We start from the raw sequence: 15,653 nt of genomic DNA on the forward strand, positions 1-15,653 counted from the left end.
TATGGCACGTTTTTTTATCGACCGTCCGATCTTTGCCTGGGTTATCGCCATCATCATGATGATGGCCGGCAGCCTGGCGATCTATAACCTGCCCGTTGAGCAGTATCCCACGGTGGCGCCGCCGGAAGTCACGATTTCCGCGACCTATCCCGGTGCCTCCTCCGAGGCGGTGGAGGACTCGGTCACCCAGGTGATCGAGCAGGAGATGAATGGCATCGACAACCTGCTGTACATGGGCTCCACCAGCGACTCCGCCGGCAATGCGCAGATCACCCTGACCTTCGCCGCCGGCACCGACCCGGATATCGCCCAGGTCCAGGTGCAGAACAAGCTCCAGTTAGCTACGCCACGCCTGCCCCAGGTGGTGCAGCAGCAGGGCGTGCAAGTGACCAAGTCCTCCGACAGCTTCCTGATGGTTGTCGCATTTACCTCGAGTGACGACAGCCTCAGCCGGGCGGATATTGCCGATTACGTCGGTGCCAATATCCAGGACCCGATTGCGCGGGTGCAGGGGGTCGGCCAGACCCAGCTGTTTGGTTCCCAGTACGCCATGCGTGTCTGGCTCGATCCTAACAAGCTCAACGAGTACAACCTGACACCCGCGGACGTGACGTCAGCCATCGAGGTGCAGAACAATCAGGTTGCCGGTGGTCAGTTGGGAGGAACGCCCTCGGTGGATGAGCAGCAGATGAATGCCTCCATCGTTGTCCAGACCCTGCTGGAAACGCCGGAAGAGTTCGGCCAGATCCTGCTCAAGGTGACGTCGGACGGCTCCAGGGTGCGTCTGGCCGATGTGGCACGCGTTGAACTGGGCTCAGAGAACTACGCCACCCGGGGGCGCTTCAATGGCAAGGCCGCCGCCGGGCTAGGCATCAACCTGGCCTCCGGTGCCAACGCGCTGGATACCGCCGAGCGCGTGCGTGCGCGCATCGATGAGCTAAGCACCTATTTCCCGGACAGTCTCGAAGTCGCCTATCCCTACGACACGACGCCGTTCGTGGAAATCTCCATCATGGAAGTGGTGAAGACCCTGTTCGAGGGCATCGCGCTGGTCTTCCTGGTGATGTACCTGTTCCTGCAGAACTTCCGCGCCACGCTGATTCCCACCATCGCGGTACCGGTGGTCCTGCTCGGCACGTTCGGCGTGCTCTATGCCTTCGGCTTTACGGTGAACACCCTGACCATGTTCGGCATGGTGCTCGCCATCGGTCTGCTGGTGGATGACGCCATCGTCGTGGTGGAGAACGTCGAACGGGTCATGGCCGAAGAGGGATCGGGACCGGTGGAAGCCACCCGTAAATCCATGGGTCAGATCACCGGCGCGCTGGTCGGTATTGCCCTGGTGCTGTCGGCGGTGTTCGTACCCATGGCCTTCTTCCCCGGCTCGACCGGCGCCATCTATCGCCAGTTCTCGATCACCATCGTTTCCGCCATGACCCTGTCGGTGCTGGTGGCCCTGATCCTGACACCGGCCCTTTGCGCCACCATGCTCAAACCCCACAAGGGCGACCACCACACCAAGGGAGGTTTCTTCGGCTGGTTTAATCGCAGCTTCGAGAAGGCGACCGGCCGCTACGAGAGCCGGGTCGACAAGATCATCGGGCGCTGGGGGCGTCACGTCCTCATCTACGTGGTGATTGTCGGTGTGCTGGCGTTCAGCTTCATGCGGCTGCCCTCCGCGTTCCTGCCGGAAGAGGACCAGGGCATCCTGCTGGCCCAGGTGCAGCTGCCGGTGGGTTCCACCCAGGAACAGACCATCGAGGTGCTGGAAAACATGGAGCACCACTTCCTGGAGAACGAAGCCGAGGCGGTGGAATCCATCTTTACTGTAGCCGGTTTCAGCTTTGCCGGACGTGGCCAGAATTCCGGCCTGGCGTTCGTCAGATTGAAGGACTGGAGCGAGCGTGACCTGGAGCAGAACGGCGTCGGCGCCATTATCGGCCGCGCCATGGGCGCCTTCTCCCAAGTTCGCGAGGCGGTCATCTTCGCCCTCAATCCGCCGGCGATACCGGCCCTGGGCGTTGCCAGCGGTTTCAACTTCCAGCTGCAGGATCGTGGCGGGCAGGGGCATGATGCCCTGGTCGAGGCCACCAATACCTTGCTGGGGCAGGCCAACCAGGACCCGGCCCTGAGCCAGGTGCGTTTCAGCGGCCTGCCGGACGCGCCCCAATACCGGTTGGACGTGGATCGCCAGAAGGCCAAGGCCATGGGTGTTTCCCTGTCGGATATCAATACCACCCTGTCGGTGGCCTGGGGCTCGAGCTACGTCAATGACTTCGCCGACCGTGGCCGGATCAAGCGGGTCTATGTCCAGGCGGACGCGCCTTTCCGCATGCTGCCGGACGACATCGACAACTGGTATGTGCGTAACGGCGACGGCGAGATGGTGCCTTTCTCCAGCTTCGCCAGCGGCGAATGGACCTATGGTCCGCAACAGCTGCAGCGCTATAACGGGGTGTCATCGATGAACATCCAGGGTAACGCCGCGGCGGGCTTCAGTACCGGTGGCGCCATGACGGCGATGGAGCAGCTCGCGTCCGAACTGCCCGGCGGCTTTGGCTTCGAGTGGACAGGCCTTTCCTATCAGGAGCGGCAGGCCGGTAACCAGGCGCCGTTGTTGTATGCGCTGTCGTTGATCGTGGTGTTCCTGTGCCTGGCGGCGCTCTATGAAAGCTGGTCGATTCCGTTCGCGGTGATGCTGGTGGTGCCGCTTGGGATCATCGGTGCGGTCCTGGCGGCCAATTTCCGCGGTCTGTCCAATGACGTGTTCTTCCAGGTGGGGCTGCTGACGACCGTGGGCCTGTCCTCCAAGAATGCGATCCTGATTGCCGAGTTCGCCCTGGAATTGGAAAAGCAGGGCCGCGGCTTGCTCAAGGCGACGCTCGAAGCCACCCGTATGCGGTTACGCCCAATCCTGATGACGTCCTTAGCGTTTGGCCTTGGGGTCACGCCGCTGATGCTCAGCACCGGTGCGGGCTCCGGCGCCCGCAACGCGATTGGCACCGGCGTGTTTGGTGGTGTGGTTGCGGCGACGGTGCTCGCGATCTTCTTTATCCCGCTGTTCTACGTGCTGGTGCGCCGCCTGTCCGGCGTACCGCTGACCGGCAGCAACGAAGGACGTTACCGCGAAGAGTCACCGGCATTGGAACAACAGGAGAATCCGTCATGAAGTCGATTGTCCCCACGCTTGCCGCCGCCGTTATACTCGGTGGCTGCAGCATGATTCCCGACTACCAGGCGCCGGAATCCCCGGTGCCCACGGAAGTCGGTAACTGGAACCAGAGTGCCGACCAGGTGGTGTTGCCAGGCTGGGAATCCCTGTTCCCGGATCCACAACTACGCGCGCTGATCCACACGGCGCTCGCCAACAACCGCGACCTGCGTCTGGCCATGCTAGACGTTGCCGAGGCCCGGGCACAGTATGGGATCGAGAAGTCCGCGCTGTTCCCTGAAATCGACGCCAATGGCGATGGCACCCGCCAACGCCTGCCAGCAGACCTGAGCAATACCGGTGACAGCACGATCACCAGCCAGTACAGCGTCGGTCTGGGTGTGGCTTCTTACGAGCTGGATCTGTTCGGTCGGATCCGCAGCCTGGAGCAATCCGCCCTGCAAAGCTACCTGGCAACCGAGGAGGCCCGCCGCAGCGCGCAGATCACGCTGGTATCGGAAGTTGCCAATGCTTACCTCACCCTGCTAGCGGACCGGCAGAAATTGCGCATCAGTGAGGACACGGTGGAATCCCAGCAGGAGTCCGTGGACCTGGTCCAGCGCCGCTACGATGCCGGTTTGGGGTCGGAGTTGGATGTGCGCCAGGCACAGATTGCCTTGGAAACCGCCCGCGCCAACCGCGCGCAGTTTCGCCGACTGGTGTCCCAGGATCGTAATGCCCTGTCGGTGCTAGTGAGTGGCCCGGTGGCCGAAATTCCGGAAGAGGATGTCATCGATCCGGCGGTAGCGCTGCTGGCGAGCGTACCGGAGGGGCTGGATTCATCGGTGCTGCTAAAGCGTCCGGATATCCAGCAGGCGGAATACAGTCTTAAGTCCGCCAACGCGAATATAGGGGCAGCCCGGGCGGCGTTCTATCCAAGTATTACCTTGACCGGTTCGGCGGGGACGGCGAGTACGGATTTGGCCGGCCTGTTCGAGAGCGGTTCAGGTACCTGGTCGTTCTCGCCCAGTATCAATCTGCCGATCTTCACTGCTGGGCGTCTGCAGTCGAACCTGGATGTCGCGGAAATCCGTAAGGAGCAGTCCGTCGTCCAGTACGAGCAGGCTATCCAGGAAGCCTTCCAGGAGGTCTCCGACGCCCTGGCAGCCCGGGACTTCCTGAGTGAGCAGGAGGAAGCCCAGGCCGCTTTGGTCGATGCAACCCAGCGGTCCCTTGAGCTGGCGGAGGCGCGCTACGAGGGCGGTGCAGACGATTACCTGGCGGTGCTCGATGCCCGCCGCGAACTGCTTAGCGCCCGTCAGAACCTGGTGGACGTGAAGCTCGGCAAGCTGACCAACCGGATAACGCTGTATCGGGCGCTGGGTGGTGGCGAAAGTGCCGATCAGCCGACCACCCTTGGCCGGGCGCCGCAAGCCGAGGAAAAAACGCCGGGGGCATAACCCCCGGTGTAATACGGGTGTGGTAAGTTGTTGCCGAACCTGAAAAGGGACCCCGACAACAAGGAAAAACGTCGATGATGACCCGAAAGCAGTTAGTGGCAATCGTATTGAGCGTGTTCAGCGTCGGCGCGCTGGCCCAGGGCAACGAGCCGGAGGTGCCGAGCGGCGATGAATGGCGCTTCACCCTCGGCGCCGGTGCCGGTATCGCGCCGGAATATCGGGGTGCCGATACCTACGAAGCGATCCCCATACCCTTCGTCGAAGCCCGTCTCGGGCGCCTCTTCATCAACCCCATTACCGGTATCGGCTGGCAGGTGGTTCAGACCGAGCAGCTGACCATTTCTCCGGTGATCTCCTACGAGCGTGGCCGCGACGACGTCGGGGACATTTCCGACCTGGAGAAAGTCGACGACAGCGCCATGGCAGGTGTCCTTTTGAGCTGGACACCCGGGCCGTGGCAGTTCAATACCGAACTGGCCACGCCGGTGGGCGGCGATCTCGAAGGCGTTCGCCTGAGGAGCTACCTGCGCTACCGCGGCCGTCTGACTGAACAGTTGAGTTACGGGTTCGGTCCGGGAGCGACCTGGGCCAACGAGAAATGGAACGACGCGTTGTTCAGCGTTTCCGACGAAGGCGCTGCGCGTTCCGGGCTGGATGCCTACAATCCGGACGGTGCCTTCCTTCGAGCCAGCCTCAACGGCCGTCTGACCTACCACTTCACCCGCGAGTGGAGCGTCTCTTCCATCGCCCGCTATAGCCGCCTGTTTGGCGACGCGGCGGACAGTCCCATCGTCAAGGACGTGGGCGATGCCAACCAGTGGTTTGGCAGCCTGCTGATGTCCTACAGCTTCTGATCGATTTGTGTCGGCGATGGTCGAGAGCTTGTTCGAGCCCACGGGCGCGTGGGCTTTCCCCCTTGAGTTTTACGCCAGTCACGGCATGATCAGTCCATGCTGCCCATCGACACCCTGATCCCCGAACTTCGCGCCACCCTGGAAACCTGGAACACCGTCCTGCTGCAGGCGCCCCCCGGTGCCGGCAAAACGACGCGTGTGCCCCTCGCCCTACTGGACTGTGTGTGGCGCGGGGACGCCAAGATACTGATGCTCGAACCTCGCCGCATCGCCGCGCGTGCAGCCGCGCGGTTCATGGCTCGGCAACTGGGTGAAAAGCCCGGTGAAACGGTGGGTTACCGCACCCGGTTGGACACCAGGGTATCGGGGCAAACCTGCATCGAAGTGGTCACCGAAGGGATACTGACCCGCCTGGTCCAGCAGGACCCGGCGCTGGAGGACTACGCCGCCGTCCTGTTTGATGAATTCCATGAACGCTCCCTGCAGGCGGATCTCGGTTTGGCGCTGGTGCGAGAATCCCAGCAGGCGTTGCGGGACGACTTACGTGTGGTCGTCATGTCTGCTACATTGGATACCGCGCCCCTGGCCCGATTGCTGGATGACGCCCCAGTGTTGACCAGCGAAGGCCGGGCATTCCCGGTCGATGTGCACTACCGGCCGTTACCGCCTTCGCCCTGTCGCCCGTCTCGGCTGCTCGAGCATGTTGCGTCAGTGATCCGCGAAGCGCTGGAGTCGCAAACGGGTTCGATCCTCACTTTTCTCCCCGGTGCCGGCGAAATCCGGCAGGTTGAGCGTTTAATACGACCGCACCTGCCCGCCCACACCCACTTGACCCCACTGTATGGCCATTTGAAGGGCGACGATCAGGATCGCGCTATCCAGCCCCCACCCGTTGGCGAACGCAAGATCGTGCTGGCTACTGCCATCGCCGAAACCAGCCTGACCATCGAGGGTGTGCGGGTGGTTATCGATGCCGGGCAGGAACGTCGGGCAGTGTTCGATGCCAATAGCGGGATGACCCGCCTGAAAACCGGTCGTCTCTCCCGCGCCGCGGCCGAACAGCGTAAGGGTCGTGCCGGTCGCATGGAGCCTGGCGTCTGCTACCGCCTGTGGAGCGAGTCCGAACAACAGGGCCTACCTGCGTTTACGCCACCGGAAATACTCGAAGCCGACCTTGCTCCGCTGGCCTTGGAACTTGCGCAATGGGGCGCGCGTACACCTGGCGATCTCGAGTGGCTCGATCCACCGCCGAAAGCGCATTGGGACCAGGCCGTCGAACTGCTGCAATGGCTGGACTTGCTGGATGCCGAAGGCGCGATCACCGACCATGGGAGGCGGGCACGGGAGCTGGGTATCCATCCCCGTCTGGCCCATATGGTCTTGCTGGGGCGCGAGCTGGGTTATCCACAGACCGCGGCGCGGGTTGCCGCGTTGCTGGGGGAGCGCGACCTGCTCGGTCCCCGTGACGGTGCGGATGTGACTTACCGTCTGCAATTGCTAACTGGTGAGTACCGCTCTCCGAACATCGACCGTGCCCGGCTGGATGCACTGAAGCGCTCCGTGGATCGGCTGATGTCGGGAAGGGCTGACGTCGATATCGATGGCAGTCTTCCCGCAGGCCGCCTGCTTGCATTGGCTTATCCGGACCGAATCGGATTGCGAAGGCCAGGCGATGGCAGCCGTTACCAACTGAGTAACGGCCGGGGTGCACGGCTGCGGGAGGAGGATGCACTTGGGCGCGAGGAATGGATTGTCGCCGCCGAACTGGATGGCCAGGCGCGGGAAGCCCATATCTATCTCGCTGCGGCCACTGACCGTGCCACTCTCGAACACGACCTTGCCAGCCATATCCAAACGTTTGAGGAGGCTCGCTGGGACGACGCCAAAGGCACCGTCGTCGCCCGCCGAGTCAAACGGCTGGGCGCGCTGGTCCTCGATCAGAAACAACTCCCCGACCCCAGTCAGGACCAGATCCAGCTTGGCCTGCTCACCGCCGTGAAGCAAAAAGGCATCGACAGTCTCCCCTGGACGGACACGGCTTACCAATGGCGTGCCCGGGTCCAGCATATGAAATCCCTAGAACCTGACAACTGGCCAGACGTCTCGGACGATACCCTGCTCGCCAACCTCGACCGGTGGCTGGCTCCCTTCCTCATCGGCGTACGCAACTGGAAGGGCCTGCAACAGATCAGCTTGCTCGCCGCCCTGCAAACTGAGTTGGCGTATCCCCAACAGCAGTACCTCGACCGCGAGCTTCCCGCCAACCTGGAGATTCCTACCGGGCAACGCGTTCGGTTGGATTACACGGCCGAAAACGGCCCCGTGCTGGCGACTAAGCTGCAGACCCTGTTCGGCTGGAAGCAAACGCCAAGATTGGCAGGCGGACGGCTGCCGGTGGTGATCCACCTGCTGTCGCCGGCGCAGCGGCCGCTGGCAGTGACGGGCGATCTGGCGAGTTTCTGGAAACAGGTCTATCCGGAAGTCAGGAAAGAGATGCGGGGTCGGTACCCGAAACATCCGTGGCCGGATAATCCGCTCACGGCAGAGGCCAAGGTGGGAACCAAGAAATCTGGACGATAGTGAACCGGTGACATGAAGGCGTCGAGCGAGGTATCCCTGTTCGTCGGATTCGGTTAATAGGCGGAATTTGGGACGTGCGTATTCGGTTCCTTGGGACCCAGGCCCAACGCCTACGCCTATTCGCCTTAAACTTCGTTCACCTCGGTGTTCAAGTTTCCTGCAAAAACAGGTCCTTGGATTCTCCATACGAAAGGCCCCATCATAGGTTGCTTGACGCTCCACGCTGCTCCCCCTACAAACGAGGGTGAGTTTGCAACTCATGCAACAGAGGGAGAAACCACATGTTCAAATGGATCGTTGCAGCACTTGCCGGTATTGTTGTGGGCAACTGGCTTTTACGTGAGGAGGGCCAGTCCGTCAGACGCTATGAGGGGGCTAATCCCCCAGGCCGTCCTGGCGCGACAGGTAACCAGGCCGGCGTCCAGCCGGGTACACCGCATCCCGGTGTAAACAAACCTGTATAAATCTCGCCCGCATGTCAGCCGGATTAATGGGATCGGCGGTTCCGGCTGACCCTGCCACTCTTCGCTTCGAGACCGGGCAATGAAACTACTGTGTGTGCTCCTGTCGCTCGTGGTCCTGGTCGGCTGTAGCAACCGGGCCGTCTACGACAACATCCAGCTTAACCAGCGCAATGAATGCTTCAAGCTACCGCCATCCCAGCGGTCGGATTGCCTGGACAGCATCGATAAGTCCTATGATGAATACCGGAAGGAACGGGAAGAAATCGTTGACGATGAAGTGGCGGCGTAAGCCGATGTGGATACGGCTAATTGGCCAGGGCTGCAAGCGTCGGCACCACGACAATACCGATAATCAGGAAAGCGCCCAACTCCCGGACTAAACGACTGGAAAGTTTGCGGAATAACAGGCCGAATTTGCGCAGTGAATAACGCCTACTGTAGTTGCGGATATCCCAGTAGGCCTTTTCGAAAGGATCGGTAAACTTTTCCCGCGGATCTGCATGGCGTTCGTGTTCGCGGGGGACGCCCAGGATAAAAAAGAGCAGCACGATAGGAAATACGCAGCCGAGAATCAGGGTGGCTGCGGGGTGGACGCCAGCGTCGGTACTGCGTTTCAGGGTCAGGCTGATAAAGGTGACCATGAACGCCAGCGCTGTACCTATCAGCATGGCTCCGCGATACGGCCAGTCCGGCAGGAACGTATAGAGACCGTTGATCAGTCCGGTGAACGCGATCGTGCTGATAACGAGGATCACGAATCCGAACAACCATTCCCTTCTGGAAATCCGCCCTTTAAAGTTGAAAAACAGCCCTCCGAGCCACTTCCAGCCCAGGTGATCATGGGCCTTCAAGTGACTTTCATGTGCTGCGTCGAGCATCAGGTAGACGTTATCCAGGCCGGGATCACGTACAGGTTGGTAGTCCGAACTCCATTGGAAGACCCGGTCCAGTGCCCGCAAGGTTTCGCGGCCCAAAGGGCACGAATCCGTTGGTGCCTCGCTGAGCGTCGCCGCCAGTGCCTGCATAGTTTCGTGACTCACCTGGTCCCGAACCTCCATAAATTCGAGCAAGGGGTGTCCGAGCAATGTTTCAAGGTCTTCAGGCTTTTGCTCGGCCCGGGCCCGATTCAGGAATGCCTTGAACTCAGCGTTGAGCTTTCTGACGGCATCCCCGTTGATGATCGGTCGGTGACCGATTGTAGGTGGCGTCTCCTGAATCTCTACCCGTGGGGGTATGGGAATCACGGGAGAAACTGACGACCGGGGGCTGCTGGGCGGCGGCTCTGGTTCGACAGGGGGCAGCGGTGCGGACGGACGCGTTGTCTGGCGCGTCGCGTTGGCCAATGCGGCTTCGTATGCCTCGCGCAGTGCCATGAAGGCTTCGGGTTGCTCTTCTGGATGGCACTCCTTGGCCCGGCGCGCGTAGGCCGTCTTGATGGTTCGCTTGTCGCTGCCTGGCGCGATGCCGAGAATAACCCAGGCGTTCACCACATTCCCCAATGCGTTCGAATGGTATCCAGCCGCGATTCCACCGCAACTCTAACGGTGTCGACCCGTTGCCGGTCCTGGGAGTCCATGGCGTTTTCCAGCTCCAGGATGAGCGCGCCAATGTGCTCCCGCTCCTCGCCCAGGGCTTCGGCAAACATCCGCTCAGCTTCCATCATGACGGCGATATTGGCGATATCCTCACGGGGATGGAACTTGAGTGATTCCAGCCGTTTAAGGGCGCTCTCGATTTCGCCGTCAGAGAGCTCGGTATCGGTATTCCGGATGACGATCCGGTCCTTGAAACCGGTGCTGGGCACTTCGGCTAGTACCTCCAGAATGCCGTTAATGTCGTACGTAAATCGCACGTCAACGGCCTCTTCGGAAGCTGGCCTTGGCGGTACCGGAACAGTAAGTTCGCCGATCTTTATATTGTTCTTAACCAGCCGCTGTTCCCCCTGGTACACCTGGATGCGTATGGCAGCCTGATAATCTTCTACGGTGTAGAAGCGGTCGTTGCGGCTGGCCGGTATCACGGTGTTGCGGGGAATCAGCACCGAAAAGAAGCCGGAGCGGATCCCGTGCTCCAAGGTTTGCGCAGAGGCGATGCCCAGGCTGAATGGACACACATCGGTGAGGACTGTGTCCCGCAGGGCTTGGTTGCGCTGTTTCAAGGCGGCCTGGATGGCGGCGCCCATGGCCACCACCAGATCCGGGTCCAGGTTCGCGGAAGGGATCCGGCCGAACATACGGCCCACGGTATTTTTCACCGCGGGCATACGCGAGGCACCACCCACAATAATCACATCATCGAAGCCGTCACGGCCTAGTCCGGAGTCTCTTACAGCCCGTTCCAACGGGGTACGGAGACGTTCGATCAGGCTCGAGCAAAAGCCGAGGAAATCCTCGCGGCTGATGGTGGTGGTGAGGGTGCGGTTCTGGATGCTGGCGCTGACAGCAACGGTGGTTTCCTCGCACAACACCTTCTTCGCCTGGTCGCATACACGGTAGACGTGGGCTCGTTCCTCGCGGCTCAGGGCCTGGCTGCCCAGTTCCCAGCGGGCGAGCACGCCGGCCATCAGGGCACGTGTGAAATCTTCACCACCCAGGAAACTGTCACCGCTGGTCGCGTGCACTTCCAGCAGGTCATCGAATTTCTCGAGGATGGAAACGTCCAGCGTTCCGCCGCCCAGATCCACCACGATAAAGGTACTCTCGTCCCTGTGTTCTTTCAGACCATACGCCAGGGCTGCGGCGGTGGGCTCGTTGATCAGACGCTCCACGTGCAGGTTGGCCAGGCGGGCGGCGTTGAGCGTCGCCGTGCGCTGATTGTTGTTGAAATAGGCCGGTACGCTGATGATGGCTTCCTCAACGGGCTCGCCCAAGAAGGATTCGGCATCAGCCTTGAGTTGCTTCAGCACCAGCGCGGACAGCTCTTCCGGTGAGAAGCTCTTGCCATTGAGGGAAAGTTTTTCGGCGGTGCCCATCAGACGCTTGAACTGCGAGACCGTAGACTGCGGATGGGTAACCAGTCGCTCCTTCGCAGCCTTGCCTACCAGGACAATGCCCTTGTGATCGACACTGACTACTGATGGCGTGAGAAACTCCCCGAGTGCATTGGGGATAAGGACCGACTCATCGTCCCGCCAGATGCTAGCCAGGCTGTTAGTGGTGCCCAGGTCAATACCGATAACTGCCATTGATCTTCCCTGACCTTATAAGGGTGATTACTTTTTAGACGGTTTATATCGGATGACATCTGTTCGCACAAGGTAGGTTCTTGGGGTTTTTTGTCACCGTTGATGACTTCATGACCGGCTTTTTGGTATACAAATTGAACAGTTGAAGACGGGCTATCGCAGGAACTCTCATGGATGAATACGCCGCATTGCTTTCGGTAGCCACCCTCTGGGTCGTCGCGGCAGTGACACCCGGCCCCAACTTCCTCGTGACGGTTCGTGTTGCAGTGACGCAAAGCCGCGTTGCCGGTCTGCACACCGTCGCGGGAATAATCCTGGCCACGCTGCTCTGGGCGAGTGCCGGTTTCCTGGGCATTCATTCGTTGTTTAACGTGGCGCCCTGGATGTATCTCTTCCTGAAGCTGGCCGGCGGTGCTTACCTGATTTGGCTCGGGTTGAAGCTGTTGTGGGGCAGCGTTGATCGTACGGTCACGTCTTCCACACAGGATGTCATATCGACCCATGGCTGGCGGGCGTTTCGCTTGGGCTTCATTACCAATATCGCCAACCCGAAGACCGCGCTTTTCGTCGCCGGTCTGTTCGCTGTTGCCATGCCTCCCGAAGCGCCGGCGGCGTTGGGTCTGATGGCCATCGCCCTGATGGTGACGATTTCCCTGGTGTGGTACTCGGTAGTAGCCTGGTTGTTCGCCAGTCGGCGAATTTCGCGTGCCTATGCGCGGTTGGGGCACTGGATCGATCGAGTCGCTGGAGGCTGTTTCATCTTCTTCGGTGTTCGCCTGGTACGCGAGTAAAGATTCGCGGGAGAGACATCGCCTGAACTTCCGACTTCCTCTACCATGAGACCTTTCTGAAAAACGTCTAACAATACAAGAAAGGACGATACTCATGACAGACACCTTACACGGTCACCGACTCTACGGAGTACCCCACTCGCTTTTCACCGGCATTGCCCGCAGTTACCTGCGGACCCAGGGTATTCCCTACGTAGAGATCCCCACTCGTGATCCGGATTACGCCCAGCGAATCATGCCGGTGACCCAGAGGGCGATTATTCCGGTGCTGGAGACCCCCGACGGCGAGATCATCCAGGACAGTCTCGACATCATCGATCACTTCGAGCGCCAGGGCGTGGCTTATTCCGCCTATCCAGCAGGCCCGTTGCAACGCGTCCTGGCGATCATCGTGCAGTACTATGGCTGTCAGGCCATGCTCCCCCACGCCATGCATTACCGCTGGAGCTACCGGGAGCAACAGGAAGGCTTCCTGCGGGATGCGTTTGCCTCCGGCTCCGGTGCGGAAATGGCCGAGAAAATCATGGGGCGGATGAATTCTTACCTGCCGCAACTCGGTGTAACCGAGCAGTCGATACCCGCCATCGAGGCCTCTTTCGAGGCTTTACTGGATGTGCTCAACGCGCACTTCGCCGAGCACCCGTACCTGTTCGGCGGCCGGCCCTCCATCGGCGACTACGGACTGATCGGGCCGATGTTCGCCCACCTGGGTCGCGACCCGGTGCCCGCCGGTATCATGAAAACCCGGGCACCCAGGGTTTTCCGTTGGGTCGAGCGCATGACCGCGCCGGGGCTGGATACACCAGACTTCCCCGGCTACGGCACCGATTTCCTGCCGGACGACCAGATTCCGGACACACTGGAGCCGTTGTTTCAGCATATCGCGACTGAGATCTTCCCCATGCTGACCGACAAACTCTCGGTACTGGACGCCCTGATCGCCAAGCATGAGCCAAAGGATGGCGAGCCGGTCGCGCCCAAGCCGCACCAGCGCTATGTCGGCCTGGCGGAGACCCAGTTCCGTGGCGTGTCGGTACAAACGGGCGTGCAACCGTACCTGCTCTACATCCTGCGTCGTGCCGATGAGGTGTTGGCCGGATGTGGTGAGGACCAGCGGGCGAAGGTGCGCTCAGAGCTGGCCGCTCGTGGGCTGGAAGCCGCCCTGCCGGGCGATCGCGGCTACAGCGTAGACCGGCGTAGCCATATCGAGGTCTGGTCGCGTCCGGGCTGAATCGGTCAGGGCCGTTGTTCGTCGTGTTCGATCAGGCTCAGGCAAAGCCGCTCCATGGCGGCGGCCCAGGCTTTCATTCGGGCGTCGTCCAGCCTGACCAGCAGCCCGTAGCGCCGCCCACCCCAGATCGCGAGGTGCAGGGCCTCGATGGTTTCACTGGAGACGGGCGGCAAATCCCCGCAGGCCGCGAACACCCGGTGCCACATGGCCAGGAGCTCGCCGTAGGCCCGTTGCTGCAGTCGTGGATCGGCGATCCGGGGTTCCAGGTCCAGCATATCGGGATGGAACCAGGCCGGGGTCTCCTGCCCGCAGAGTAGTTGGATCAAGTGCCGGATCCGTGCCTGCCAGGGCATGTCTTCCGGCGCGACCACCTGCGCGTCGACCCGGGTGATCAGTTGCTCGATGCAATGGCGCACGTAGCCCGAATGCAGTGCCTCCTTGCTCGGGAAATAGTCATAGAGCGTGCCGACCGCAATTCCGGTTTCCAGGGCGACCTTGCGGGTGGTGAGACCTTCCCATCCGTCGCGCTGCCAAATCCGAACATAGGCGTCGAAAATTGCCTGCACGGTGAACCGTGCCCGGGCCTGGGTCGGCCGCTTGAGGGGCTTGGTGCGTGGTGCGAGCGAAGATGTCGGTTTGCGCATGGTGTTTCCGAACCCCGTCCGGTGGGCCTGGCGCTAGAATCGTCGAACAGCGTTAATGACGATAGAGCAGCGTACTTAGGAGAAGGCCGATGACTGAACTGACGCGATTGTATACCGACAGGAGCGATCTGGGCGTGACCCAGCCTGTGACCCAATCCCTACCCGAGGTCGGAAGCGGCCAGGTGCTCATGAAGATCGCGCGACTCGCGGTAACCACCAACAATATCACCTACGCCGCCTTCGGTGACACGCCGCATCTGCGCTACTGGGATTTCTACCCGACCGGCGAGACCGGCTGGGGCCAGATGCCTGCCTGGGGGTTTGCCGAGGTAATGGCCTCGTCGGTCGATGGCGTGGAGGTCGGCGAACGGTATTACGGATTCTGGCCGCTGGCGACCCATGTGATGATGGAGCCGGTGCGGGTGTCCCAACGAGGGTTCTATGACGGAACCCCGCACCGCCAGGCGTTGGTGTCGGCGTACAATCAATACCAGCGAGTCACCACCGACGACGCCTATCGTCCCGAGAAGGAGGACTATCAGATGCTGGTCCGCCCTTTGTTCATCACCTCGTTCATGCTGGCCGATTTCCTGCAGGATAACGGCTTCTTCGGGGCCCGGCGCATCATCTTTTCCAGTGCATCCAGTAAGACGGCTTATGGCACGGCATTCTGCCTGCAGGAGCACGACGATATGGATATTGTTGGCCTGACGTCTGCTCGTAACCGCGCTTTCGTCGATAGTCTTGGCTGCTATGGCCGGGCCCTGGATTACAAAGACGTCGAGCAGCTCGACGACACGGTGCCCACCCTGTACGTTGATTTCTCCGGCAATGCCGAGCTGCGTGAACGAATCCATCGCCATTTTCCCGATACGCTGGTGCACGATTGCTACGCCGGTTCCGCCCACAGCCAGGACCATATCAGCACCCACCGACAAAACTTGCCCGGACCGGAACCGAAAACGTATTTCGCGCCCGACCAGATCAGGAAGCGCAATGCGGACTGGGGCCCGGCCGAGGTGACCCGCCGTTTCAACGCCGCCCAATTGGCCTTCATCGACCGGATCAGCGATCCACAACGGCCCTGGATGACCGTAGAGACGCATCATGGTCTCGTGTCGGCCCAGCCGTTGATCCGGGATTTGGTGGACGGACGGGTCGATCCACGGGTGGGCCATGTGGTGGTGATGGCCTGAACGGAACCCTTTCTGCACAGAAGTAGATTCGCAGCTAAGCCATCACGATTTCTTCTGATGCGGTTACCGATAGCGGGCGCTGTTCTGGTGGCGCCCCG

Annotated in this window: 12 protein-coding genes; 9 read left to right on the forward strand and 3 right to left on the reverse strand. The window is 61.0% G+C overall.

Features of this window, described 5'->3' with window-relative positions:
* Window position 1 precedes the first annotated feature (1 nt).
* The 6 genes from RE428_RS00285 (at window position 2) to RE428_RS00310 (ending at window position 8,798) form a co-directional block, all read left to right on the forward strand.
* Window positions 2–3,169 carry an efflux RND transporter permease subunit gene (locus tag RE428_RS00285; RefSeq protein WP_004579555.1) on the forward strand — a complete coding sequence of 1,056 codons (3,168 nt, stop codon included), beginning with the start codon at window positions 2–4 and terminating at the stop codon, window positions 3,167–3,169.
* Window positions 3,166–4,611 (forward strand): efflux transporter outer membrane subunit, encoded by a 1,446-nt coding sequence (locus tag RE428_RS00290; protein WP_004579554.1) that lies wholly within the window; start codon window positions 3,166–3,168, stop codon window positions 4,609–4,611. Before RE428_RS00285 ends, RE428_RS00290 begins: the two co-directional genes overlap by 4 nt.
* Window positions 4,612–4,685: 74 nt before the next feature.
* Entirely contained in the window at window positions 4,686–5,465 is a 780-nt protein-coding gene (locus RE428_RS00295) for a MipA/OmpV family protein (RefSeq protein ID WP_004579553.1), read from the forward strand.
* 96 nt (window positions 5,466–5,561) lie between these two features.
* The gene (gene hrpB / locus RE428_RS00300; protein WP_004579552.1) at window positions 5,562–8,045 is read left to right on the forward strand and encodes an ATP-dependent helicase HrpB; all 2,484 of its coding nucleotides are present in this window, start codon (window positions 5,562–5,564) and stop codon (window positions 8,043–8,045) included.
* A 281-nt stretch (window positions 8,046–8,326) separates the two neighbouring features.
* Window positions 8,327–8,509, forward strand: coding sequence for a hypothetical protein (locus RE428_RS00305; RefSeq protein ID WP_154660729.1), 183 nt, complete (start codon window positions 8,327–8,329; stop codon window positions 8,507–8,509).
* A gap of 79 nt (window positions 8,510–8,588) precedes the next feature.
* Window positions 8,589–8,798 (forward strand): hypothetical protein, encoded by a 210-nt coding sequence (locus RE428_RS00310; protein WP_040882321.1) that lies wholly within the window; start codon window positions 8,589–8,591, stop codon window positions 8,796–8,798.
* Window positions 8,799–8,814: 16 nt separating this feature from the next.
* Here RE428_RS00310 and RE428_RS00315 read toward each other — a convergent pair whose 3' ends face one another.
* Complete coding sequence (locus RE428_RS00315) at window positions 8,815–9,996, reverse strand: DUF805 domain-containing protein (RefSeq protein WP_004579550.1); 1,182 nt, start codon at window positions 9,994–9,996, stop codon at window positions 8,815–8,817.
* Window positions 9,993–11,693, reverse strand: coding sequence for an Hsp70 family protein (locus RE428_RS00320; protein WP_004579549.1), 1,701 nt, complete (start codon window positions 11,691–11,693; stop codon window positions 9,993–9,995). Before RE428_RS00320 ends, RE428_RS00315 begins: the two co-directional genes overlap by 4 nt.
* A 170-nt stretch (window positions 11,694–11,863) precedes the next feature.
* Here RE428_RS00320 and RE428_RS00325 point away from each other — a divergent pair, with 170 nt between their 5' ends.
* Together RE428_RS00325 and RE428_RS00330 are read left to right on the forward strand one after the other, a co-directional pair.
* On the forward strand, window positions 11,864–12,484 hold the full coding sequence (locus RE428_RS00325) for a LysE family translocator (RefSeq protein WP_004579548.1): 621 nt from the start codon (window positions 11,864–11,866) through the stop codon (window positions 12,482–12,484).
* A gap of 94 nt (window positions 12,485–12,578) precedes the next feature.
* Window positions 12,579–13,715 (forward strand): glutathione S-transferase family protein, encoded by a 1,137-nt coding sequence (locus RE428_RS00330; protein ID WP_004579547.1) that lies wholly within the window; start codon window positions 12,579–12,581, stop codon window positions 13,713–13,715.
* Between the two features lie 5 nt (window positions 13,716–13,720).
* Here the strand turns inward: RE428_RS00330 and RE428_RS00335 are convergent, their stop codons facing one another.
* Window positions 13,721–14,359 carry a TetR/AcrR family transcriptional regulator gene (locus tag RE428_RS00335; protein WP_004579546.1) on the reverse strand — a complete coding sequence of 213 codons (639 nt, stop codon included), beginning with the start codon at window positions 14,357–14,359 and terminating at the stop codon, window positions 13,721–13,723.
* Between the two features lie 89 nt (window positions 14,360–14,448).
* Here RE428_RS00335 and RE428_RS00340 point away from each other — a divergent pair, with 89 nt between their 5' ends.
* Complete coding sequence (locus RE428_RS00340; RefSeq protein ID WP_004579545.1) at window positions 14,449–15,555, forward strand: DUF2855 family protein; 1,107 nt, start codon at window positions 14,449–14,451, stop codon at window positions 15,553–15,555.
* The last annotated feature ends 98 nt before the right edge of the window (window positions 15,556–15,653 follow it).

The organism is Marinobacter nanhaiticus D15-8W (assembly GCF_036511935.1).
Classification (GTDB): Bacteria; Pseudomonadota; Gammaproteobacteria; order Pseudomonadales; family Oleiphilaceae; genus Marinobacter_A; species Marinobacter_A nanhaiticus.

Excerpts from the sequence above, each read along its gene's own strand:
- RE428_RS00285 (WP_004579555.1), top strand. The coding sequence starts at position 2 with ATGGCACGTTTTTTTATCGACCGTCCGATCTTTGCCTGGGTTATCGCC.
- RE428_RS00290 (WP_004579554.1), top strand. The coding sequence starts at position 3,166 with ATGAAGTCGATTGTCCCCACGCTTGCCGCCGCCGTTATACTCGGTGGC.
- RE428_RS00295 (WP_004579553.1), top strand. The coding sequence starts at position 4,686 with ATGATGACCCGAAAGCAGTTAGTGGCAATCGTATTGAGCGTGTTCAGC.
- hrpB (WP_004579552.1), top strand. The coding sequence starts at position 5,562 with ATGCTGCCCATCGACACCCTGATCCCCGAACTTCGCGCCACCCTGGAA.
- RE428_RS00305 (WP_154660729.1), top strand. The coding sequence starts at position 8,327 with ATGTTCAAATGGATCGTTGCAGCACTTGCCGGTATTGTTGTGGGCAAC.
- RE428_RS00310 (WP_040882321.1), top strand. The coding sequence starts at position 8,589 with ATGAAACTACTGTGTGTGCTCCTGTCGCTCGTGGTCCTGGTCGGCTGT.
- RE428_RS00320 (WP_004579549.1), bottom strand. The coding sequence starts at position 11,693 with ATGGCAGTTATCGGTATTGACCTGGGCACCACTAACAGCCTGGCTAGC.
- RE428_RS00325 (WP_004579548.1), top strand. The coding sequence starts at position 11,864 with ATGGATGAATACGCCGCATTGCTTTCGGTAGCCACCCTCTGGGTCGTC.
- RE428_RS00330 (WP_004579547.1), top strand. The coding sequence starts at position 12,579 with ATGACAGACACCTTACACGGTCACCGACTCTACGGAGTACCCCACTCG.
- RE428_RS00335 (WP_004579546.1), bottom strand. The coding sequence starts at position 14,359 with ATGCGCAAACCGACATCTTCGCTCGCACCACGCACCAAGCCCCTCAAG.
- RE428_RS00340 (WP_004579545.1), top strand. The coding sequence starts at position 14,449 with ATGACTGAACTGACGCGATTGTATACCGACAGGAGCGATCTGGGCGTG.